Genomic DNA, 22,695 nt, shown 5'->3' with positions numbered 1-22,695 from the left:
AGACACTTCGCCGATCAACGGGAGAATATCTTCGCGGGGTCATACAGGAAAGGTGATAAAGCATGCCGGAATTACCTGAAGTCGAAACCGTCAAACGGACGCTAAATATGCTGGTCGCCGGCAAAAAAATCGAGCGAGTGACCGTGTCTCTGCCCCGGATCGTACGGCGGCCCGAAGATCCTGCATTATTCGCTGCGCTGCTGGAAGGCCAGACAATCCGTAATATCGAACGCAGCGGCAAATTTCTGCGCATCAATCTTGACGGGTGGGTCATCGTATCCCATCTGCGGATGGAAGGGCGTTACGGAGTGTATGATGCCGCAGATCCGGTCGAAAAGCATACTCATGTCATCTTCCATTTTAATGACGGTACGGAACTGCGATATCGCGATGTCCGGCAGTTCGGAACGATGGATTTGCTGCCTATAGGCGAGGAATTTATGGGTGCGCCGCTGCATAAGCTGGGGTTGGAGCCTTTGGCACCGGAGTTTACTGCAGCAGCACTGGGTGCGAAGCTGGCAGGGAAGAAGAATCGGATCAAGACTGTGCTGCTTAACCAGGAAGTGGTCGCCGGAATCGGGAATATTTATGTGGACGAGACATTGTTTCGTGCGGGACTGCATCCTGAGCGTGCAGCCGGAAGCCTGAATGCGGAAGAACTGAAAAAGCTGCACCGCTGCATTGTGGATATTTTGACCGAAGCGGTAGCGGCTGGAGGTTCTTCGGTTAAATCCTATGTGAACGGCCAAGGGGAATCAGGATCTTTCCAAGATCAGCATCGCATTTACGGACGTAAAGGACAGCCGTGTCACAACTGTGGGACGCCGGTGGAGCGCATTGTAGTCGGCGGTAGAGGGACGCATTATTGTCCGGAATGTCAGAAGCCGAATGAAGGAGGAATCCGAGCATGAGAATCGGACTCACTGGAGGCATTGCAACCGGCAAGAGTACAGTCTCGCGCCTGCTCGAAGCCGAAGGCGTACGGATCGTTGATGCCGATGTGATCGCACGCAACGTTATGAACCCGGGACAGCCGCTGTTGGAAGCTGTCGCCAAGCGTTTCGGACCGGAATTTCTGCTGCCGGAAGGCGGACTGGACCGTCGCCGAATGGCGGAGCATATCTTTAATCGACCGGAGGAGCGCGAGGCGCTGAATGCGATTGTACATCCTGCAATCCGGGCCGAAATCCGTCGACAGGTAGAAGCTTGGGAAGCGGCAAGCCCGAACGTGATCGTCGCCGCAGACATTCCTCTGCTGTACGAGTCGGGGCTGGAAGAGCTGTACGAGAAGATCGTCGTGGTCTATGTTCCTCAAGAAGTGCAGCGATCCCGATTAATGCTGCGAGACAAGCTGTCGCCGGAACAAGCGGACAGCCGGCTGAACTCCCAGCTTGATATCGAAGAGAAGAAGCACAGAGCCGATTATGTGATCGACAACAGCGGTTCCATGGAAGACACGAAACGTCAAGTGGAAGAACTGTTGGAAAAACTGAGGTCGCGATGAGAATGGTGAAGAAACGATTTGTTCTCCCTCTATTTCTGCTTATGCTGATTGCACTCTTTTTCAGCAGCGGCTGGATGGCCTGGGTTTATCCGATCGGTTACAAGGAAGAGATTCGGAAACAATCCGATTCCTACAATATCGACCCCTTCCTGATCGCTTCGATTATTCGGGTGGAAACCAATTTTAAGTCGAGTAAGGAATCCCGTGTCGGTGCAATGGGGGTCATGCAGCTGATGCCGGATACGGCAGATTGGGCGATTGAGCAGGGAAAGCTCCCCGAAGCGACCCATGACCGTATCAAACACGAGCCTGCAACCAATATTGAAATCGGAACCTGGTATTTGCGCAATTTGTCGAATCAATTTGGCGACAACAGTCTGGAAGTTATTGCTGCTTACAACGCCGGACCGGGTAACGTCAAAAAATGGTTGAAAGAAGGAACTTGGGACGGAACGCTGGAAAATGTGCGGGATATCCCGATTGGGGAGACCCGGCACTATATACAGCGGGTCGTTTACTATTATAATCAGTATACAAAGGTTTACGAGACATTTTGAACCGGACGGAGGCGGCCCGGTATATTCCGAGCCGCCGGTAGAAAGGAAGTGAAGACATTTGAAATGTCCTTATTGCGATTACAGCGGTACAAGGGTACTGGATTCAAGACCGGCCAATGAGAACAAATCGATCCGAAGAAGACGCGAATGCGAAAGCTGCGGCCGAAGATTTACGACGTTCGAGATGGTGGAAGAAACTCCGCTGATTGTCATCAAGAAAGATGGCAGCCGCGAAGAATTCAGCCGTGATAAGATTTTGCGCGGTCTGATCCGTGCCTGCGAGAAACGTCCGGTATCGATCGACCAATTGGAAACGATCGTTTCCAGAGTCGAGCGTTCGCTGCGCAATACCGCAGTAGCGGAGATCGAGAGCCGCAGTATCGGCGAGCAGGTCATGCAGGAGTTGTATCCGGTAGATGAAGTTGCTTATGTACGCTTTGCTTCAGTGTACCGGCAGTTCAAAGATATCAATATGTTTATGAAAGAGCTGAAGACGCTGCTGTCCAAAGACGGCGGGTTGGAAGGCTAATTAGACTTGAGTATTTGATTTTTGGCGAGGGCGTTTGTTTCCTAACTGGGGGAACAAACGCCTTTTTTGCATGCTGGCAGAAGGCGGATCGGAATGGGCTGCTTTTGTTTGGTATTTTTTTGAAATTGAAGGTTTACAACTTTTAAGTGTTAGTGTACTATTTAAGTATAACACTAGTACATGAAAATGGAGGGTGAACAAATGAATGCAGCGCAATCAAACAAAATGAGTCAATCAAACCAATCAAACCAATCGAATCAACCTAGGCAAGTTGGCGGAGCAGAACCGGTACTTCGGCTTCAGAATGTAACCAAACGAATCGGAAGAAAAACGATCGTGGACAAGTTATCGTTCGACGTACATACCGGTGAGATTGTTGGTCTTTTGGGACCCAATGGAGCGGGTAAGACAACGGCAATTCGTATGATGACCGGACTGATCGGGATTAGCGAAGGCGACGTACAGATCGCAGGAAGAAGCATTCAGAAGCATTTCAAGGAAGCGATTGTCCATGTAGGCGGAATCATTGAAAATCCGGAATTTTATCCGTATATGAGCGGCTACGATAATCTGAAGCAGGCGGCGCGAATGACTGATTCGGTCACCGAGCAGCGGATTATGGAAGTAATCACGCTGCTCGGTTTGCAGGAAGCTCTGCATAAGAAAGTCAAAGCCTATTCGCTTGGCATGCGGCAGCGTCTCGGTATTGCGCAGGCGCTGCTCGACCGGCCTAAGCTGCTGATTCTGGATGAGCCAACCAACGGTCTTGATCCGGCAGGCATTCGCGAAATGCGGGATTATCTGAAAAAGATTGCACAGGCGGAAGGAATGGCTATTTTGGTCTCCAGTCACCTGCTGTCTGAAGTTGAGCAGATGTGCACTCGAGTCGTCGTGATCCAAAACGGACGTTTCGTTACGGAGCAGCATATCGGCGAACAAGGAAGAGTGGGAGCACTGCCGGAACTGCAGATTCGAGTAGACAAGCTGGAGACGGCAAGACAGGTACTTGAAGCGCTGGAGACGGTTCAGGTAACGGAAGTCCGTGAGTCGAAGTCGGAGTTGATCTGCCAGACGGAAGATCGTGAAGTGCCGGCTCTGATCGATGCTCTACGTCATGCCGATGTAGCCGTGTACCGGATCTCCGAGACGAAGAAGACGTTGGAAGACGAATTCCTGCAGTGGACGGGAGGTAACCAAATTGCGTAATATGACGAGATTGATTCAGAACGAATGGCTGAAGCTGACGAAAAAAAGAAGCTTCTGGATACCGCCGCTTATGTTAGCTGTGATTGGAGCTGGGGTCACGTTCATGCTGTACAAATTTTCAACGAATGTGGCGGAGATGGATTCAGTCACCGTTTATCTGGCGGGCATGTTAAATGCTTCAGGACTGGGCCAATTTGTCGCTATTTTATCGATCATTGGAACAGCCGGCATGATCGCTCAAGAATATGCACAGGGGACCATCAAATTTCTGCTGATCCGCTCCCGCAGTCGGGGTCAAATTTTCGTATCCAAATATATAGTGGCGGTCTTTTATACGCTGATGATGACTTTGATAGCAGGAGCTGCACTTTATGTATCAGGCGGAATTGCATTCGGCTTTGGAGGAACGGCAGCGGAATGGTTGAATGTGCTGCAGCAGGGGGCATACGGATTTGTATACGCGCTGGTATATGTGACGTTGACCTTTATGGTCGGTGCACTGACTCGTTCGACCGGCGTAGCGATCGGGATAGGACTGGCAAGTACTATGTTTAGCGGAATTGTGATTTTCAGAGAATTTTATAAGTATGTATTGTTTCCAAATGCGGACTTGTCCGTTTACGGAACAATGGGACCTCCGATTCCAGGCATGACGGTTGGGTTCTCGCTGATCGTATTAGCTGCATACATGGCGCTGTTTATAGCGGCAGGGTATACTGTGTTCAGACGCCGGGACGTGGCTTGATGAAGCCGGGTGGCAGCAGCATGAAAGGAATACATTCGAATTCGATCGTATCCGACCGTGCGGCCTGTACGCGAACCGGCATGCGGAAAGGTGTGAACGTCAGACGTGACTATCGAATTCAATAATAATCTGCCGATTTATCTTCAGATTATGAACTATATCAAACTGCAAATCGTGACCGGCAAATTGGGACCCGGAGAGAAAATTCCTTCGGTACGCGAGCTGGCTTCCGAGCTGAAGATCAATCCGAACACGATTCAGCGAACGTTTCAAGAGCTCGAGCGTGAAGGGGTGGCAGAGAGCCGCCGGGGTCTGGGGCGGTTCGTAACAAGCGAGGATGAGAAGATCATGAGTATCAAAAAAGAGATGGCTTCCGAACTGCTTGAGCGTTTTATCGGCGGTATGCGGGAGCTGGGATTTGATGGTGACAATATCGTAAAAATCGTGGCGGAGTCTGTAGAAGACGGTAAGCGCGAACCGGGAGGCAGTCATAGTGGAACAACTGCTTGAATTCGAAACGGTGAGCAAGAAATTTGGCAGCAAAGCCGCACTGCAGGGCATTTCCCTATCAGTGAACCCCGGCCGGATCGTCGGGCTGCTCGGCAGTAACGGCAGCGGTAAATCGACGCTGATGCGGATTGCGGCCGGCCTTATTCGGCCCGACTCCGGTAAAGTACGGGTGTTGGGAGATGAACCGGGGGTACAGTCCAAAGCTCGTGTATCGTTTATGCCCGACAAGCCGCAGTTTGAGTCATGGATGACGGTGGGAGAGGCGCTGAATTTTCAGAAAGATTTCTTCCCCGACTTTGATCCAGACAAATCAAAACGGATGCTTGATTTTATGAAGCTCTCCAGAAAAGACAAAACGTCTTCATTGTCCAAAGGCATGCAGGAGCGTCTGCAGCTGACACTTGCGCTGTCACGCCGGGCTTCTCTGTATCTGCTGGATGAGCCGATCGGAGGGGTTGATCCGGTTGCGCGCGATCACATTCTCGATGCGTTGGTGGAGTTCTACGAAGAGGACAGCAGCGTTATCGTCTCGACGCATCTTATTGCGGATATTGAGCGAATATTCGACGAAGTGCTGATGATCAAGGACGGAAGTCTGGTACTACGGGAAGATGTGGAACGGATCCGTCTGACCTCGGGAAAAAGCGTGGATCAATTGTTCAAAGAGGTGTATGCCGAATGCTGAGACTGCTCAAATATGATTTGAAGCGAGATATGTATGTGCTGCTGGGAGGCACGATCGCACTGCTGTTAGGGCTGCTCGTAATCGAACTCGGAACAAAAAGCATCACCACAAGTGTGACTGCAAAAGCTGTATTAAGCTTTATGATGTATACGTTTTTTGGAATTTTAATTCTAATCGCGACCTGCAGGGGCTTTCAGGCAAATATTTGTTCCATTGGCCGCCGGCTCGTTCCGCTGGGCAGCATTCATTATATAGGAGCTGCTTTGCTTTACGGAGTACTGCTCAATGCCGTATTGTTGGCAATTGCGGGACTGCAGGTGTTGTATTATGATTCCGTTGGCATTCTGGAGGAACTTTGGCGACTGGGGGCTTTTACGGTGAATTGGAATTCATCGATTCCGCTGCCGCTTGGCGCCTTGTTGATCATTCTCTGGGCCACCCTGTTTCTGCTGACGCTGCTGCTGTTGGTTATGGCGTTGACAGAAAGCATAAAATTCAAAGGCCGCATTCTGATCGCTCTAGCGGTGATTGTCCTGCTCAGCAGCCTGATCTCTTGGGCAGAGAATCATTTTTTTGGTGGTCTGAGCAGCCAGGCGCTAACCGGGTTCCGTATTGAAGATCAATCGCAGATGATCTTACCGTCGCAAAGTTTCAGAACAGGCCTGCTGAGATTCATATTCAAACTTGTCGTCGGGGCAGTGTTCATATGGCTGACAGTCAAGCTGATCGATAACCGTGTAAAGGTTGATTGAGCGGCTAAGGTAAGAGGAGAGGAGATTGAAATGAAAAAAATCGGTCTAATCGGAGGCATGAGCTGGGAATCTTCCGCAGAATATTATCGGCTGATCAACGAAGAGGTTAAGCAAAAACGGGGAGGACTGCATTCAGCAGAGTGTATCCTGTACAGTGTGGATTTTGCAGAGATCGAACGCTTCCAAGCAGAAGGGGATTGGGAATCCGCAGGCCGCAAGCTTGGAGCGGCTGCTTCTTCGCTGGAGCGGGCAGGGGCGGACTTTATCGTACTCTGTACCAACACCATGCACAAAGTGGCGGAAGCGATCGAAGCGGAAGCGGATATTCCGCTGCTGCATATCGCTGACGTTACTGCGGAAGCGGTACGTGCGGCTGGCCTGCAGACAGTAGGACTGCTTGGCACGCGGTATACGATGGAGCAGGATTTTTACCGCTCTGCGGTCGAAGCTCATGGGATTGATGTACTGACGCCGGATGAAGGGCAGCGTGCTGAAGTCAACCGGATCATTTACGAAGAGTTATGCTTGGGTGAGATTCGGGAAAGTTCGCGAGACTATTACGCAGAAACGATACGCGGTCTTATGAAGCAGGGAGCGGAAGGGATCATTTTCGGCTGTACGGAGATTGGACTGCTGATCGGGCCGCAGGATTCTCAGGTCCCTGTTTTCGATACGACTAAGCTGCATGCGAAGGCTTCCGTACATAAAGCGCTGGATCTGCCGAATCTTTAAATAGGTAGCAAAAATAAAAAAAGAGACTTTCAGAAGATTTCGATTCTGAAAGTCTCTTTTTGTGTTAATCGTAAGAGATACAAGGAATGAAATAAAAAAACATATTATCCAGTTGATTTTCAACAGAAAATATGTTACACTAATAGCTGTCCGTAATTTAGTTGTTTATAAACAAATATATTAAAATCATAGCACGGATTGATTTTATTGTCAAATAATTTTTGGTACGAATTACTAAAGAATCAACCCTTAATTTACTAAAAAATCAAATCTTATGACTAAAGAATTAAACCTTAATTTTGTTAGGAAGGGGAAACTATATATGGATCGAAACCTGGAAACCGAATCCGCTCAGATTCCGGAAGAGGCCGTTCTAACCGGTGCGGGAAGCGACGACTCCGTACGGATGTACCTGAAGGAGATCGGGCGCACGCCCCTTCTGTCCGCCACTGAAGAAATCTCCCTTGCCGAGCGTATCGTGCAGGGTGACGAAGAAGCAAAACGGAGATTGGCTGAGGCCAACCTGCGTCTCGTTGTCAGTATTGCCAGACGTTATGTAGGCCGGGGCATGATGCTGCTCGACCTGATTCAAGAGGGCAATATGGGTCTGATCAAGGCCGTCGAGAAATTCGACCATACGAAGGGCTTCAAATTTAGTACGTATGCGACATGGTGGATTCGTCAAGCGATCACCCGTGCACTGGCTGACCAAGCCAGAACGATCCGCATTCCGGTGCACATGGTCGAAACCATGAATAAATTCATGCGCGTATCCCGTCAGATGCTGCAGGAACTTGGACGCGAACCATCGGTTGAAGAATTGGCCAAAGCTATGGAAATGACCGAAGAAAAGATCCGCGACATCATGAAAATTGCTCAAGATCCGGTTTCGATTGAGACACCAATCGGCGACGAGCAGGATTCCAAGCTGGGCGATTTTATCGAAGATAAAGAAGCGATCGCACCTTCGAAGTTTGCAGAAGCAGGTCTGCTGCGCGAACAGCTCGAAGAAGTACTCGACACGCTCACTGAGCGCGAAGAAAACGTACTGCGTCTGCGCTTTGGACTTGAAGACGGCCGTGCCCGCACGCTCGAAGAAGTCGGCAAAGAGTTCGGCGTTACACGCGAACGTATTCGTCAGATCGAAGCGAAAGCACTGCGCAAGCTGAGACACCCTAGCCGCAGCAAGATCCTCAAGGGTTACCTGGAGTAGGATCTGCATGAAATACACAGAAGACCCGCATCTCTACGGAGAAGCGGGTCTTTTTGTGTGAAAGAAACGAATATCGCCTCGGTTTCACTTGAATTACATGTATCATACATATAGCGCTAACCTACAATATCCGAAGCTTTTTCCCGTCGCCAGCGGAAAATCAGTGTACCGGAGATGACGAGCATTAGTCCTCCATACAGCAGAGGCTGAGTAAGGCGATCATAGTTTATGGTGGTTAGATCGGTAATCAGCGGTTGTCTGCCCCAATAGACGAAGACGACGACAAGCATAGCTAAGCTGCCGATGATCGCCATATAGTTCGGTACGACACTGGATAGCAAAGCGGTGACCAGCACAGCGAGCAGACAAACGATATAGACGGCGGCGATTGTCAGCATAATATATTGAATAAAGGTCAGATCGAACCAAGAGACCGGCCAAAAGTTCAAATAAGAATGCAATTTTATGTGATAAAAGACGTCGATATTTTTTTGTGAAAACAAAACGGCCAATACGGCAAGTTGTACGCTGAGGACCAAAAAAGCCGAACACAGTGCCGCCGCGATCTTTTTGCCGAATAAACGTCTGCCTGTCGCTGAAGCATATTGAAGCTGGATCAAGCCGTTGTGTCGATCTCTAAGAAACAGCGGCACGGTAATCAACAGGACGCTGACCAGCGCAAGCAGAGAAGAGTACTGGAGAACATCCAGATAATAACGGACTGCTGTATCGCTTTGTATGGAAGTCATTGATCCGTCGTCGATTCGCCGCTGCACGGTTTCCAATACGGCAGGGGAGGATTCAAGGGCTCGCCACTGAATCAACTCCGCTTCTCCTCCTCCTTCATAAGCTTCGATCATCCATTCTCTAGATTGGAGTTCCCAGAATAAACTTCCCAAAGTATTCGGGTCGCTTGATAAGGAAAAGTCGATATGTTCATCAAGTTCGCTAAAAGGATTTTCTCCTGCCCGGGTTTGATACTGTTCATAGTTATGAAATCCGTATTTCGCGAACTCCGGATCTCCGGCAATACGTTCGTCGGCTACGAGCTTTCTCTGTTCATACTCAGCTTTAAAAACTTGAAATTCCTCTGCATCCATCCGACTGCCGAACCGCTCGACCATCTTAAGCTGAATGTCATAGGTATCCATACTTGGCCTTCCGTTCGGAAAATGTTGAAAATAAAAGCCGAGGTACATCCAATAAAAAAGCAGGTTGAACGCCAGCAGTAAAATCAGCGTTCCCGGACGGAAGATATGCCTTATCTCGTGTAAAATCACTCTCATAACCAAGCCTCCCCTCTACAGATTTTGCCTGCCAAACCTTTTTAAACCCAGCAGTACCGCAAAGCCTATCATCCCGCTCCAGACACTCAGTGTGATCCATTCTTTGCCTTCATACAGCAGCGTCCCTGCGCCCATAAACAATCCATGCGGATTGAGGATCAGATAAAACGGCGTGAACATGCTGTAGATCCAAAATGAAGCATCTCTCGGTACGATCGAAGGCAGCATCACGAACAGTCCGTAACACAGCGCAAATCCTGCAAATACATAGTAGCTGTTTTTCAAAAACCCAGATAATACGAACGACAGCGCTGCAAAGATCAGTTGAACTACCGCAATAAGTACGAGCGCGGACAGCAGATACGTGCGCACGGTCAGAGGGGTCCAGGTCAGATAAGGGAAGTCCAGTTCCATATTGAAGTAGCTGCTGATCGGTGCGTTCCACAGGCCTCCGTAATCGTAAATACCGAAAAAGATGAGTAGGGTGACAGCGCACAGTCCGGCAGTCAGCAGAAAAGAGGCGGACAGCGAAGCCAGCAGTTTGTCAGCCGCTGTCCGCCTGCCGCGCCGAGTCGCATATACAACGGCAGCGGTACGCTGTTCGAACTCGTATTTGGCGATCGTGCCAGTGACGAGTACGGTAAGCAGCAGACTTTCGAAGATCAGGAATCCGAGCATCGTTTTAAACAGTAGGCTGTGCATTTTGTACATAGGCCCCGGAAAAAATAGCGCTCCATGATCGCCGCTTGAGACGATTTCTTCGGTCCGTTCATCCAGTTTTGCGTACTGTTCCCGAATGACATCCGCCGCTGACCCGCTGAGACCGAATTTACCGATTTGGAATTCGGCGTAGTTCTGCACATCGAGATTACGGTAAAAAGCTTCGGTATCGGGTGTCACAGCATACCACTCCATGACGGCTGTGAGGTAAAACTCGTCCAGCTCCTCCTCCGTATAGGGAACGCCAAAGCCATTATTTTGCGGATTCGAGTCAGGCAGCACGGTAGTCGGGTTAGACAACACTGAGGGATGGGACGGCGGCACTGTGGACGGGTCAGGAGGCAGGGCGTCAGTTGAGTCAGTCGGATCGCTCGCAGTGGAACCGGCCGCTTTTCCTGATTGGGCCGCCCAAAAATCCGCAGCATGCTCATACGTAACCCCTTCTTTTTCCACAGCAATCTCGTTTAAATGTTCCATACCGCTCCGGTAGTCTGCTTGCAGCTGAGTGTACCCGGGCTCTTCCGTACGGATGCCGTATTTTTCCGCAATTCCGCTCAGCATCTTGATTTCACCGCGCAGCGGGAAAGCATTGGCAGTAAGCATAACGAAAACGTTCAGCAGCAGAAAAGCCGCACACAGAGCCGGTACGACAGGTCCCCGCAGACTTTTGCGCAGCTCGTATCCGATCAATCGCAGCCAGAGGGGGATTCGGCTCCTTGAAGTAGGAAATGAATCTGTTAATCCGTTCATTTCGCCGGCTCCTTGTCTTCCTGTTCCTGCCCGTCCCGGTAAGTGTAGATGAACAGATCCTCCAGATTGGGCATGACCGGCGTCCAACCTGGCATGGCTTCGCCTTCGTGCAGGAAACGGATTTTGAGCCGTGATGATTCCTGCTTCTCGGACAGTGACAAATAGCGTGAACGGAAGGTTTCCGCTTCGTCATGCTCGACGTACGTTTCGAACACCCGGCCTTCGATTCGGCGGCACAGATGGTCTACCGTATCTTTGTAAAGAATCCGTTGGTCTTTGATCATGATGACCTCGCCGGCGATCGGCTCCACATCCGACACAATATGCGTGGACAGAATGACGATCCGGTCACGGGCCAGCGAAGTCAGCAGATTACGGAATCTCACCCGTTCTTTGGGATCAAGACCCGCAGTTGGCTCGTCGAGAATCAGAATCTTCGGGTCGTTCAGCATCGCTTGGGCAATCCCGACGCGCTGGATCATACCGCCGGAAAACTTTTTCATCTTTTTGCCTGCGACGTCTTCCAGTGCGACCAATTTCAGCAGCTCGGCGATCCTGGGGGATGCTTCCGCCTGGGACATGCCTTTGAGCGCGGCGATGTAAGTCAGATACTTTTGCGGCGAATCGTTTTTGTAGTAGCCGAACTGCTGGGGCAGATAGCCAAGCAGATTACGGTAGCGGGCGTCCATCGCCGTGATATTTTCGCCGTTATACGTAATTTCGCCTTCCGACGGAAACAGCAGCGTGGCCAGCATCTTGATCAGTGTCGTTTTGCCTGCTCCGTTGGGAGCGAGCAGTCCGTAGACGCCGTTCGCAAATTCAAGATCAATGCTCCGCAGAGCTTGGAAGCTGCCGAAATTTTTGCTTACCTGATGAACGTTTAGCATGAAAAATGTCCTCCTTGACGCTGCAGATCGGCGAGCCGGCGCAGATTTTTCAGGAAAAAGAAAGCGAACAGGGCACCGAGCGGCAGGTAGAGATAAAAGGGAATAGAGTCAGGCGAGAAAAAAGAACCGCTCTCGTTCGGTCCAAGCAGCAGGATACATAATGCCGCATAACTTGAGCCGAGGACAATCCGCATCATATTCGAACGCACCCGCAGCAGCACGTACAGAAAAAGCGATGCGAACAGCAGAAGCGAAGCGGCAGACAGGGTCAGCGCAAGTGGCAGGTTGAAAGTACCGGTATCCAGCCGAAGCCGCAGGAAGATCAGTACACCGGAGTTGATCAGCAGCGCGGCCGCACCAAACACCAGCATGCGCAGCGAAGCGATCTGTTGTCCGCTGTACGTACAGCTCATTTCCACTTCATGTATGGGATCCTGCATACGGCGTACGAAGAACAGCAGCGACAGGGCCAGGTACACAAGCGGCGACAGCATGAAGATAAAAGCGTAAGCGCGCTCTGCGGCGAAGGAAGGTTGGTCGGCCGCCGCTAATGCAGTCAATATACCGAGCGAGATGAACAGCAGCAGCGTGAACAAAATCTCGGTCCAGTCCCGGAACAGATGACGGAAGCCGAGCTGCTTGTACATGCGCCATAGAAAGACCGGGAAAGATTCATTCGGAGCAAGCGCCGTATCAACAATCTGCCGTATCTGCGCTGCGATGACGTCTTCTTCCGGTGGATCGATAGGGAAATGATTCTTGTTCATGATCGGTCGCCTCCAAGTTCGTGTTGGATTTTGCGAATCAAGGCATAATATTTGGATTTGACGGTGGATTCGGAAAGCTTCAGCAGTCCGGCGATCTCTGAAAACGTACAATCGGCGAAAAATTTCAAACGGAAAATAAGCTGTGCGGTCGGCTCCAGTCTCTGAGCGGCGTCCAGTACCTGCTGCGCTTCGTCGCGTCGTTCGACCTCAAGCGTAAAGTCGATCCCGTCGCTCCAATCTTCAGCAATCGGCGGAGATTGACCGGCATATCGGTAATGCGCCGATCTGTAGTGGTCGACGATTCGATTGCTCGCGATCCGATACAGCCAGGTGCGAAAAGAAGCGCGGGAACCGTCAAAGCCGCGGAGCGACTGGAGCGCAGAGATGAAAACCTCCTGTGTAAGGTCCAGCGCAAGCTCCGGGTTTGAGGTCTGCTTGCGGACAAAGCCGTAGATTTCACGATAATATCGGTCCACGAGAGCGTTGGCCGCCTTTTTGTCCGACTTGTGCTGTATTTGGCGAATCCATTTGATTTCCTCGTCCATGGCGTCCCTCGCTTTCCCTACACATCAATGTCTATGTTCTTATACATATGCGGAATGGTATGCAAAATAGTTTGAACCGGATAAAACTTTTTGTACAGTTCGCTCGGACTGCGCAAAACTGCCCGACCGGCGTTGGCGTCGGTCGGGCAGAAGAAAGGTCAAGCGGCACCTTACAGTCATAAGCTCCGGATCTGTCGGGTACGTATCTCCAGTTATTTGTTTATCTGCGCACCTACCTACCTGTCTGCTTAACTGTCTGTTTGTCTGTCACCGTTCTCGATGTTTATTCAACAGTCAGAATCCGTGGCGAAGTCTTGGCTACGATGCGTGAGGACAACCAGCAGCCGGCGGCGGAAGCTGCGGTACTGAACAGCACGGCGGCAACGGTACCGGGAAGACTGACGGCGAGCGGGAGCTCCTGCAGACCGTAGTTAGAGAGAACGCGGTTCAACAGCAGCGGAAGCAGATAGATTCCGCCGATGGCTCCAACGGTTGCACCGGCTGCTGAGACAAATATGATCCCCAGCGTGACCGATCGCCGAATACGGAGCGAAGATAGGCCTATGGATTTGTAGATGCCGTAGGTTCGGCTGTTCTTGCGAACTTGAATGCGGCAGACGCTGTAGACAATCAGGCAGGTAACGGTCAGGAAGAGGATGCCCATCATACCGAGCGGAAGCAGCAGAGAACGGACGGCTTCTCCGAACACCGCATCGATCAGAGAAGCCTGTGAAGCGGCCGACAAGGCACCGGGATAAGCGGTATTCCATTCCTTGGCGACTTCTTCCGCATCTGCTGAATCCTGAAGGGATACGAAGGCAGTGCGCTCTGTCAGGTTCGTCTGGACACCCGAATCCGAGGGCATATTCATGACCAGCCGAGCCGAATTCGACATATTGGCGACCGACTGATAAATTCCCGTAATCGTAAATGTACGTTTCTCTCCCCGAATGTAGAGGTCAACGAGATCGCCGATCGTACGTCCGGCAAATTGGGCAGCATTCAGGCCGAGTGCGACTTCATCCGAAGTTCGGGGGTTACGGCCGGTTAGCACTTCATAACCCAATGAGTCGTAGCTGCCATCAAGCAGACCCAGATAGACGTTCATGGAAGTGCCGGCAGCCGAAGGTTCATCACTTTTAAGCAGACCGGATGCGCCGGTATACCAGCCGTATTCGGCAATGCGCGGATCGTTATCCAGACGTTCGGCAAAGTCGCTGCGGGCAAGAAGAGGTTCGTTAATGATTGTTACCGAGATGTCGGTAGCATCGTAGCCCCATTGACCGGCATTTTGGCCGGTCGCCAAAATGCTGGACAGCAGCAGAACACCGAAGACCAATACGGAAGACGATACCAAGGCGATCAATCCGGTAAACAAGGAAGCCCTGCGGCTTCCGGTACTACTTCTGGCTGCGATGACCAGATCAACAGGGAAATGTCCGAGACCGATTCCGCCTTTATGATTTCCTTGGGTGCTTCGGCCGCTGTCTGCTTCTGCCATCCCGTAGCGAATAGCTTGAGCAGGCAAAATGTGACGGGCCCTGCTGGCATATAGGGCAGCGCATAGAAGGACAAACAGCACAAGCAGTATTCCGGTCAGTATCAGCCATCCGGTGCCGTGCAGCATAAGAGGAACGTCGCCGGTTCGCAGGACCGACAAGGTATTTTCAAGGATGGCTGCAGCCGGGAAGCGGCTGAGCAGCAGCCCGATCCCGATGGCAGGAATACCTAACAATCCGTATTGAAGCACATAAGGTGCCGTAATACCGGTTATCGTCAGTCCCATGGAGCGCAGTACGCCGATCGTTCGGTAATTGGTCAGAAGCGCGTCGGCTACGGTGAATCCGATGGTCGCTAACGCAATAGCAGCCATCACGGTGCCGAGAAAGATCATGACGAAGCCGATAATTCGGTTCAAGATCAGATAGAAAGCCGAAATTTCCGTAAAATCGGTTCTTGTCTCCAGATATGGGGAATTCAGCGCCTGCTCGAAGCGGGTCCAATATTCGGCTTGTTTGGCGTAATCGTCGAAACGAAGTCCCATCATATAACGATCGCCGCCTTCGACGGCAGCCAGGTGCTTCCGGTAATCGCCGTCATTCATCCAAATGCGGGCGCTTGTGCTGAAGGGAGAGCCGTATGGGACGTCTACGACGACTGCAGACACTCGAAGTTCGAAGTAGCCGCCGGGCGCCTGGAAGCCGATCGTATCGCCTTCACCGATTCCGCTTGAAGCAGCCAGCGAAGTAGGGATCCAGACCGTGCCCGGAGTCGGTATGCGTTCCGGAGAAGTCTCTCCAGCGAATAACAGTTCATCTACACCGAACGGAAGCTCCGGCGTATTCATCATGTAGAGATAGAGATTGGGAAGGGACTCGTTATTGTAAGTAAGTCCGGACAGGCTTTTGTAGGGCAGCAACTTTGATACCTGTACGCCGGACTGTTCTTCCCACCAGCGGTATACAAAGGCAGGATCGTGAAGGCCTTGATCCAGCGTCAGAATTTGTTGGGAACCGTTTGTTTTGCGGTGAGCGTCTTCGAATAAATTTTCCGTATTCAGCAGAACGGTCAGTGCGGTTCCGAGCAGCAGGGCGGAGAGAAGCAGAAGCAGCGCGGTTAACAGATTTTGCAGCTTCTTGCGCCGCAGCATGGATAACGTCAAGATCCAAACGGTATGCATGGCATTCACTCCTTCCCTGTGACGAAGGCAAAGATCATTTCCTCGCGCTGCGCGGTATTCGCCTCGGGGAATTCGCCGAAGTCCAGCTCGCCGCCGATACGCCCATCGCGGATCAAGATCAGACGATCCGCCCGGGCAGCGGCTTTGATATCGTGAGTCACCATGACAATAGATTGTCCGCGGCGGTTGTATTCGCTCAAAATGTCGAGAACCGCAGCGCCATGCTCGTAGTTGAGGCTGCCTGTCGGTTCGTCGGCAAACAGCAGATCAGGCGAATGAATAAGCGCACGGGCGATCGCCGCACGCTGCTGCTGGCCGCCCGATACCTGGGAGGGGAGTCGGCGCCGGAGATTTCCGATCTCCATTTCGTCCATCAGCTCGGCAGCTCTTTTTTGAACTGTCGATTTGCCGAGGCCCGCGATATACCCCGGCAGTGCGATGTTCTCGAACAGGTTCAGATCCGGTACCAGATTGATGCTCTGGTAGATATAGCCGATTTTCCGGGAACGGAAAGCGGCCATCTGTTTTTCTTTGTACCGGTCAATGCGTTCTCCGCCAAAATGAATCTCGCCCGAAGTCTGCTCATCCATGCCGCTTAGCACATAGAGCAGGGTGGACTTGCCGGAACCGGAGTCGCCCATAATAACGGTGAATTCGCCCTGCCGGATGTCCAGGGATACATTGCGGACAGCATGGAACTGCTCACCGCCGGAGTTATACGTTTTGCACAAGTTGACGGCTTTCAAAATAACGGATGGGTTCAAAGGAGTGTCCTCTCTTTCCTGTCGAATGAAGATCTAAGAGGAGTATAGCCGCCGAATCTTACAGGACCCGGCTCCAATTCTTAATAAAGTCTTACAGTGCTCTTCGAGCAGACGGAAAGGGCTCCCGAATTATGGCTGGGTAATGTTCCAGAATCTTATCCCAGCGGAATCGTAAAGCGGAATACCGTTTCACGGTCCGGCATACTCCGAAAAGTGATCCCTCCGCCATGCGCTTCTACAATCTGTTTGCAGATGGCAAGCCCAAGCCCACTGCCGGGATCGGAAGTGGAAGAGTGATACGGCTTGGTAGTGCTTCCTCTGAAGTAGCGCTCGAATACGAACGGCATATCTTCGGGACGTATGCCGCTGCCGCTGTCTCTCAGCGATACCTGCAAATAACCGGGTATCTCTTCGAACGACATTCCGATCACATCTCCGGGTTGTGTATGTTTGAGAGCGTTGGCCAAAAGATTGAACACAACCTGCTCAACTCGGAAAGCGTCGGCTTGGATCAGTAGATTCGGCGGTTCGGTCGGACCGCCAAATATTCGGCCGCTTGCGGCAGTACGATGGGCGACCGTTTGCAGCATCGGACCGAATACGTCGCGGCTGTACTGCTCGCGAGGTTCGACAGAAATCTGCCCCAGTTCCTTCAAGGCGTGCAGCAGCAGGTCATCAATCAGCCGTGTCATTTTCTCCGCATGCGTGTTCATGACGTTTATGTATTCGATCATTTTGTCTTTGCTTGGGCAAAGCCCGGTAAGTATGGCTTCCATGTAAGCCCGAATTGTAGTCAGCGGAGTCTTTAGATCGTGGGAAATGCCGGAAACCAATTCTTTCTGTGCCTGTTCCTGACGATCACGGCGCTCGTTCAGCTCCCGGATCTGCAGTCTCATCTGGTCAAACGAAGCGTACAGCGTGCCGATTTCGTCCCCGTGTCCGTATTCGGCGGATTGAGAGTAATCGCCTTTTACAATTTGACCGGCATGCAGCTGAAGCTGCTCCAACGGATCTATAATCCGGTGTCGGAGTGTGCGGAGGTTCAGCAGAAGCAGCGCGCAGGCCGCCAACAGACAGAGGACCAGCGCCGCCAGCAGGTAGGAAGGGAAGGAAGCCGCAGGCGGGAGAACGTCTTCGGCACGAAGCGTGAAGACCGCATGGCCAACCAGAGCTCCGCTGTCCGATACGACAGGAAAAGCGACCGTATGGTGTCCCGGGTCCGTCTTCAATGCATGAAGATCGTAATGCAGATCGTGCTTGAGATCGAAGGGACTTCCGCTCGGCTGTTTGTCTGACGTGTCGAAGCGGACAAAGCCGTCTGTTCCCACGTAGACCAGCTCGGCGCCTGCTTCTCTGCTCAGCCTGCCGATCTGATCCGGAATCCCTTCTTCGCCTGCACCGGATTCCAGTTTTTCCAACTCGTGCAGAATCGGACCGGTCAGTACACGTGCGCGGTTGACGGTTGTCCTAGCGTCTGTACGATTCGATTCGCCGACAGCCAGAAGCAGCCAGACGCCCAAGGCCAGAGCGCTCAGGAGCAGCAGAATGACAGCCAGGGTCCTGCGGCGGAATGTCGACTGTAAGCTCACGGCCGTTCCCTCCCTAGAGCGAGCTCGCCGCCTCTGCCATCGAATTTATAACCGACACCCCAGACGGTTTTTAGATAAGTGGGATTGGAGGGATCGATTTCGATCTTCTCGCGGATACGCCGAACGTAGACCGTCACCGTTCCTTCGTCGCCATAAGAGTCATAGCCCCAGACTGCGTCGAGCAGCTGGGACTTGGAGAAGACCTGCCCCGGATGGAGGGCGAGGAAATGCAGCAGTTCGAATTCGCGGGCGGAAAAAGAGATTTCTTGTTCCTGGAGTTCAACCTGATATGCTTTTTTGTCGATGACCAGTGTGCCAAAAGAAAGAACGTCTTCCGGCTTGGAATCCGTACGAAGTCGGCTGTCCGGCGTCAGCATCTCGGTGCGGCGCAGATGCGCTCCGATCCGTGCGGTCAATTCGCCGAAAGAGAACGGCTTCGTCATATAATCGTCGGCCCCGAAGCCGAGTCCCAGAATTTTGTCCGTTTCGCCGCCGCGTGCGCTCAGAATCAGGATCGGTACGATCGAGTCTGTGCGAATCTGCCGGCACAATTCGATTCCGTCGATATCGGGCAGCGTCAGATCGAGCACAATCAGGTGAGGCTTCCAGCTTCGTGCAAGTTCCAGCCCGCCCCGGCCCGTTTCGCCTGTACGAACCTCATAGCCGCTTAACATCAATACATCGTTCATGATCTTGGCCATGTCGGTCTCATCTTCGATAATCAGAATGCGTTTGGTTTCGTTCATGTACGTACTCCCGTATTCGTAATTGCTATCCCTTTGCGGAAGGCAGGCACCAGCTTATATTCTTAATCTATATCTCTAACTTATATCTTTAAGTAGAACAGCAAAGCGGATATCTGTAAACGGAAATATGACAAAAAAACCGGTCTCTGTCTGAAAGAGTGCCGGAATTTATTTGTCTGCCCGCTTGACCAGATCCGCAAACGAGGCTTTGGCCGCGTCCGCCAATTTTGCAGGAGCGAGAACCATCTGCATACCGATTTTGCCCGCGCTTACGGCAATCTGCTCCAACGATTCGCCGGCCGCATTGATGAACGTCGGAAAATGCTTTTTCATCCCGATCGGCGAGCAGCCGCCGCGGACATATCCGGTCCACTTCTGCAGATCCTTCAGCGGCAGCATTTCGATTTTCTTTTCTCCCGCTGCCCGGGCCGCCTTTTTTAGATCCAGTTCTTCTCCAACGGGAATGACAAACACGAATCCGTTCTGACCGGCATGGGCGACCAGCGTCTTGAATACCGTTTCCGGTGCCAGACCAATCTTTTCCGCGACCGCACTGCCATGGATTTGCCCGTCCTCGTTATCGTAGTGCAGAATTTCGTAGGCGATGCCAAGATCTTCAAGCATGCGCATTGCATTCGTTTTGTGTGCTTTTGGAGCTGACATGAAATACCTCCTAATTCTATTGAGGTGTATATCGGATTATGTCTGTATTCGAAAATACGCAGTTCAACAATAAGGGCAATTCAATAATAAGTTAAGGGCAATTCAATAATAATTAATGAACGAAAATATCATACAATCTTTTCGTGCTTCTGCCACATTCTAAAGTTGTAAGCCAAATAAATTCCGGAGATCACAGCATACACTACAGTAAAAGTGATAGCGCTCCCTACGGGCAAGAAGGCAGAATTGTAGGATATCATAAACAAGATGATCAGCACGATCGGGAAAAGGATCAGATCTCTGATCATTCTTCTTCTATAATTCAATTTATAATAGAGAAATTGAAAACCTTTATCCGTTTTGTTTTTGCCTTTAAAGAAAAAAACTAAAGCAATATTAACAAGGAGAACGGCGAGTAAAATGATAATCAAAACAGGTTGAGGCATCTTCTTCCTCCTTTTATAATGTCATTTTTATATCCTTATTTTAGCATGATTTTCTTTATTCTAAAATTTCTCATACAATATGCCTGCAAAATACATTAGAGGACTGAGTAAAGAAGGTCGTTTCTTGACACGATATATTGAACAATGCTATAACAGAAATTGAATTAGCACTCCGCAGTATCGAGTGCTAACAACGAAGCGAGTGAGTTTTCACCCCGCACAACCAATAACAGTTTTGACCAATCGGAGGGAGAATCACGCATGGAAAAGAAGCAGTTCCAGGCCGAATCCAAACGCCTGCTCGAAATGATGATCAACTCCATTTATACGCAGAAGGAGATCTTCCTGCGCGAGCTGATCTCGAACTCGAGCGATGCTATCGACAAAATCTACTACCGGGCACTGACCGATGATAATCTGACGTTCGATCCGGATAACTACTACATTAAAGTGTCCGTCGACAAAGGGAATCGTACGCTTACGCTTACAGATACCGGTATCGGCATGACACGGGAAGAACTGGAGAACAATCTCGGCGTCATCGCCAAGAGCGGATCGCTTGCTTTCAAAAAGGAAAACGAAGCCAAAGACGGCCACGACATTATCGGGCAGTTCGGCGTCGGTTTCTACTCGGCATTCATGGTCGCAGACCGCGTTACCGTGACAAGCCGTGCCTTGGGCGAAGAATTGGCCTACCGCTGGGAATCCGACGGAGCCGACGGTTACATCATTGAGCCGGCGGAGAAAGCCGAAGTAGGTACGGAAATTGTTCTGAACATCAAGAACAATACGGAAGAAGAAAGCTACGACGAATTCCTCGAGGACTATCGTCTGCGCTCGATCATCAAGAAATACTCCGACTTTATCCGCTATCCGATCAAGATGGATACGACGGTTCGTACACCGAAAGAAGGCGCCGAAGGCGAATTCGACGAGCGGGTTGAAGAAGAGCAGGTCAACAGCATGGTGCCGATCTGGCGCAAAAACAAAAGCGAACTGACCGATGCGGACTACGAGAACTTTTATGCCGAGAAGCACTACGGATTCGACAAGCCGCTTTCTCATGTGCATATCAACGCCGATGGCGCGGTCGTATACCGTTCGATTCTGTTCATTCCGGAAACGCCGCCGTTCGACTTCTATTCCCGTGAATACGAAAAAGGACTGGAGCTGTACGCAAACGGCGTGCTGATCATGAACAAATGCGCCGACCTGCTTCCGGATTACTTCAGCTTTGTCAAAGGTATGGTCGATTCCGAAAGTCTGTCGCTGAACATCTCCCGCGAGATGCTCCAGCATGACCGTCAGCTCAAGATGATCGCGAAAAATATCGAGAGCAAGATCAAGAGCCAGCTTAAGTCCATGCAAAAAGACGACCGTGAGAAGTACGACAAGTTCTTCGAAGCATTCGGCCGTCAGCTGAAGTACGGCGTGTACAGCGATTACGGCACGCACAAAGACGCGCTGCAGGATCTGCTCATGTTCTACTCTTCGACAGAGAAAAAACTGGTTACGCTGGACGAATACGTTTCCCGCATGCCGGAAGAGCAGAAGTACATCTACTACGCGGCGGGCGCTTCGCACACGCGGATCGAGAAGCTGCCGCAGACCGAGATGGTGGCGGACAAAGGCTACGAGATCCTGTACTTCACCGACGATATCGACGAATTCGCGGTGAAAATGCTGATGAGCTACAAAGAGAAGGAATTCCGTTCCGTATCTTCGGGCGATCTGGGCATCGAAGAGAGCGAAGAAGACAAGCAGGACGAGACGGAAACCGAAGGCAGCAAGGAGCTGTTCGAGTACATGAAGGAGCGTTTGTCCGGCAAAGTATCGAACGTTCGCGCATCCAAGCGTCTGCGTTCGCATCCGGTCTGCCTGAGCACTGACGGCGAAGTCTCAATTGAGATGGAGAAAATCCTCAGCATGATGCCGGATAATCCGAATGTCAAAGCGGAAAAAGTGCTGGAAGTGAACGTGAACCACGACGTATTTGCTTCGCTGAAAGCTTCGTTCGAAGGCGACAAGTCCAAGCTGGATCTGTACACGGATCTGCTGTACAACCAAGCGCTGTTGATCGAAGGACTGCCGATCGAAGATCCGGTGGAGTTTACGAATATGATGTGTAAAGTAATGGTGTGATGGAAAAGGCCCTCTTCGGAGGGCTTTTTTGTCGAGAAAGTCCTATTCGCTTTAGAAGCTTGAATGCTATAAGAGAAATTCGTTCCGGTCGCGTGTTGAAATTGAGAAAAATGATTAAACTTTAGTGGAGTTTTCTCAATTTCAAAGGCGAACGCTGGCGCTCCTTCACCAAATTTCTCCCTCCGCCTATTCGCTTCGCTTTGAATTAGATTTTCTCGACATGCTAAGCTCTCTGAAGAGGGCTTTTTTATTTTGGGGAGGAGAAGTGTATAGTAAA

At 51.1% G+C, this 22,695-nt stretch carries 23 protein-coding genes; 12 read left to right on the top strand and 11 right to left on the bottom strand.

Going from position 1 to position 22,695, the window contains the following annotated elements; all coding sequences use genetic code 11:
• Positions 1-62: 62 nt before the first annotated feature.
• The 11 genes from mutM (at position 63) to rpoD (ending at position 8,433) form a co-directional block, all read left to right on the top strand.
• Complete coding sequence (gene mutM, locus F456_RS0101970) at positions 63-911, top strand: DNA-formamidopyrimidine glycosylase (protein WP_018975324.1); 849 nt, start codon at positions 63-65, stop codon at positions 909-911.
• Complete coding sequence (coaE, locus tag F456_RS0101965) at positions 908-1,504, top strand: dephospho-CoA kinase (RefSeq protein ID WP_018975323.1); 597 nt, start codon at positions 908-910, stop codon at positions 1,502-1,504. The genes mutM and coaE overlap by 4 nt, the downstream gene beginning before the upstream one ends.
• Positions 1,501-2,061, top strand: a complete 561-nt coding sequence (locus F456_RS0101960) for a lytic transglycosylase domain-containing protein (protein ID WP_018975322.1) — start codon at positions 1,501-1,503, stop codon at positions 2,059-2,061. The genes coaE and F456_RS0101960 overlap by 4 nt, the downstream gene beginning before the upstream one ends.
• A gap of 58 nt (positions 2,062-2,119) precedes the next feature.
• The gene (gene nrdR / locus F456_RS0101955) at positions 2,120-2,590 is read left to right on the top strand and encodes a transcriptional regulator NrdR (RefSeq protein WP_018975321.1); all 471 of its coding nucleotides are present in this window, start codon (positions 2,120-2,122) and stop codon (positions 2,588-2,590) included.
• A gap of 201 nt (positions 2,591-2,791) precedes the next feature.
• On the top strand, positions 2,792-3,796 hold the full coding sequence (locus tag F456_RS0101950; protein ID WP_018975320.1) for an ABC transporter ATP-binding protein: 1,005 nt from the start codon (positions 2,792-2,794) through the stop codon (positions 3,794-3,796).
• A gap of 1 nt (position 3,797) precedes the next feature.
• The gene (locus F456_RS0101945; RefSeq protein WP_229675603.1) at positions 3,798-4,541 is read left to right on the top strand and encodes an ABC transporter permease; all 744 of its coding nucleotides are present in this window, start codon (positions 3,798-3,800) and stop codon (positions 4,539-4,541) included.
• A gap of 105 nt (positions 4,542-4,646) precedes the next feature.
• The gene (locus tag F456_RS0101940) at positions 4,647-5,051 is read left to right on the top strand and encodes a GntR family transcriptional regulator (RefSeq protein ID WP_018975318.1); all 405 of its coding nucleotides are present in this window, start codon (positions 4,647-4,649) and stop codon (positions 5,049-5,051) included.
• Complete coding sequence (locus tag F456_RS0101935; protein ID WP_018975317.1) at positions 5,035-5,736, top strand: ABC transporter ATP-binding protein; 702 nt, start codon at positions 5,035-5,037, stop codon at positions 5,734-5,736. Before F456_RS0101940 ends, F456_RS0101935 begins: the two co-directional genes overlap by 17 nt.
• Positions 5,730-6,488: a hypothetical protein gene (locus F456_RS0101930; RefSeq protein ID WP_018975316.1), complete on the top strand. Its 759-nt coding sequence runs from the start codon at positions 5,730-5,732 to the stop codon at positions 6,486-6,488. Before F456_RS0101935 ends, F456_RS0101930 begins: the two co-directional genes overlap by 7 nt.
• A 30-nt stretch (positions 6,489-6,518) precedes the next feature.
• Positions 6,519-7,220 carry an aspartate/glutamate racemase family protein gene (locus tag F456_RS0101925; protein ID WP_018975315.1) on the top strand — a complete coding sequence of 234 codons (702 nt, stop codon included), beginning with the start codon at positions 6,519-6,521 and terminating at the stop codon, positions 7,218-7,220.
• Between the two features lie 322 nt (positions 7,221-7,542).
• Positions 7,543-8,433, top strand: coding sequence for an RNA polymerase sigma factor RpoD (gene rpoD, locus F456_RS0101920; protein ID WP_018975314.1), 891 nt, complete (start codon positions 7,543-7,545; stop codon positions 8,431-8,433).
• A gap of 116 nt (positions 8,434-8,549) precedes the next feature.
• On the opposite strand, the gene F456_RS0101915 is transcribed toward rpoD, so the two are convergent.
• The 11 genes from F456_RS0101915 to F456_RS23390 form a co-directional block, all read right to left on the bottom strand.
• The gene (locus tag F456_RS0101915) at positions 8,550-9,719 is read right to left on the bottom strand and encodes a hypothetical protein (RefSeq protein ID WP_018975313.1); all 1,170 of its coding nucleotides are present in this window, start codon (positions 9,717-9,719) and stop codon (positions 8,550-8,552) included.
• Between the two features lie 15 nt (positions 9,720-9,734).
• Positions 9,735-11,189, bottom strand: a complete 1,455-nt coding sequence (locus F456_RS0101910; protein ID WP_018975312.1) for an ABC transporter permease — start codon at positions 11,187-11,189, stop codon at positions 9,735-9,737.
• Complete coding sequence (locus tag F456_RS0101905; protein ID WP_018975311.1) at positions 11,186-12,076, bottom strand: ABC transporter ATP-binding protein; 891 nt, start codon at positions 12,074-12,076, stop codon at positions 11,186-11,188. The genes F456_RS0101910 and F456_RS0101905 overlap by 4 nt, the downstream gene beginning before the upstream one ends.
• Complete coding sequence (locus F456_RS0101900; protein WP_018975310.1) at positions 12,070-12,843, bottom strand: hypothetical protein; 774 nt, start codon at positions 12,841-12,843, stop codon at positions 12,070-12,072. Before F456_RS0101900 ends, F456_RS0101905 begins: the two co-directional genes overlap by 7 nt.
• Positions 12,840-13,388, bottom strand: a complete 549-nt coding sequence (locus tag F456_RS0101895) for an RNA polymerase sigma factor (RefSeq protein ID WP_018975309.1) — start codon at positions 13,386-13,388, stop codon at positions 12,840-12,842. The genes F456_RS0101900 and F456_RS0101895 overlap by 4 nt, the downstream gene beginning before the upstream one ends.
• A 283-nt stretch (positions 13,389-13,671) precedes the next feature.
• A complete protein-coding gene (locus tag F456_RS0101890) occupies positions 13,672-16,068 on the bottom strand; it encodes an ABC transporter permease (protein WP_018975308.1) in 2,397 nt (798 codons plus the stop codon).
• A 5-nt stretch (positions 16,069-16,073) separates the two neighbouring features.
• On the bottom strand, positions 16,074-16,832 hold the full coding sequence (locus tag F456_RS0101885) for an ABC transporter ATP-binding protein (RefSeq protein ID WP_018975307.1): 759 nt from the start codon (positions 16,830-16,832) through the stop codon (positions 16,074-16,076).
• Positions 16,833-16,987: 155 nt separating this feature from the next.
• Positions 16,988-18,421 carry a HAMP domain-containing sensor histidine kinase gene (locus F456_RS0101880; protein ID WP_018975306.1) on the bottom strand — a complete coding sequence of 478 codons (1,434 nt, stop codon included), beginning with the start codon at positions 18,419-18,421 and terminating at the stop codon, positions 16,988-16,990.
• Positions 18,418-19,167 (bottom strand): response regulator transcription factor, encoded by a 750-nt coding sequence (locus tag F456_RS0101875; RefSeq protein WP_018975305.1) that lies wholly within the window; start codon positions 19,165-19,167, stop codon positions 18,418-18,420. Before F456_RS0101875 ends, F456_RS0101880 begins: the two co-directional genes overlap by 4 nt.
• 168 nt (positions 19,168-19,335) lie before the next feature.
• Entirely contained in the window at positions 19,336-19,830 is a 495-nt protein-coding gene (gene ybaK, locus F456_RS0101870; protein ID WP_018975304.1) for a Cys-tRNA(Pro) deacylase, read from the bottom strand.
• Positions 19,831-19,958: 128 nt separating this feature from the next.
• On the bottom strand, positions 19,959-20,276 hold the full coding sequence (locus F456_RS23390) for a hypothetical protein (protein WP_018975303.1): 318 nt from the start codon (positions 20,274-20,276) through the stop codon (positions 19,959-19,961).
• A gap of 261 nt (positions 20,277-20,537) precedes the next feature.
• Here F456_RS23390 and htpG point away from each other — a divergent pair, with 261 nt between their 5' ends.
• A complete protein-coding gene (gene htpG, locus F456_RS0101860; protein ID WP_018975302.1) occupies positions 20,538-22,418 on the top strand; it encodes a molecular chaperone HtpG in 1,881 nt (626 codons plus the stop codon).
• The last annotated feature ends 277 nt before the right edge of the window (positions 22,419-22,695 follow it).

This window comes from Saccharibacillus kuerlensis DSM 22868, from assembly GCF_000378145.1.
In the GTDB taxonomy this organism is placed as follows: domain Bacteria; phylum Bacillota; class Bacilli; order Paenibacillales; family Paenibacillaceae; genus Saccharibacillus; species Saccharibacillus kuerlensis.
The sequence above is the reverse complement of the archived record's forward strand: the minus strand, read 5'-3'. Positions and strand labels throughout refer to the sequence as shown.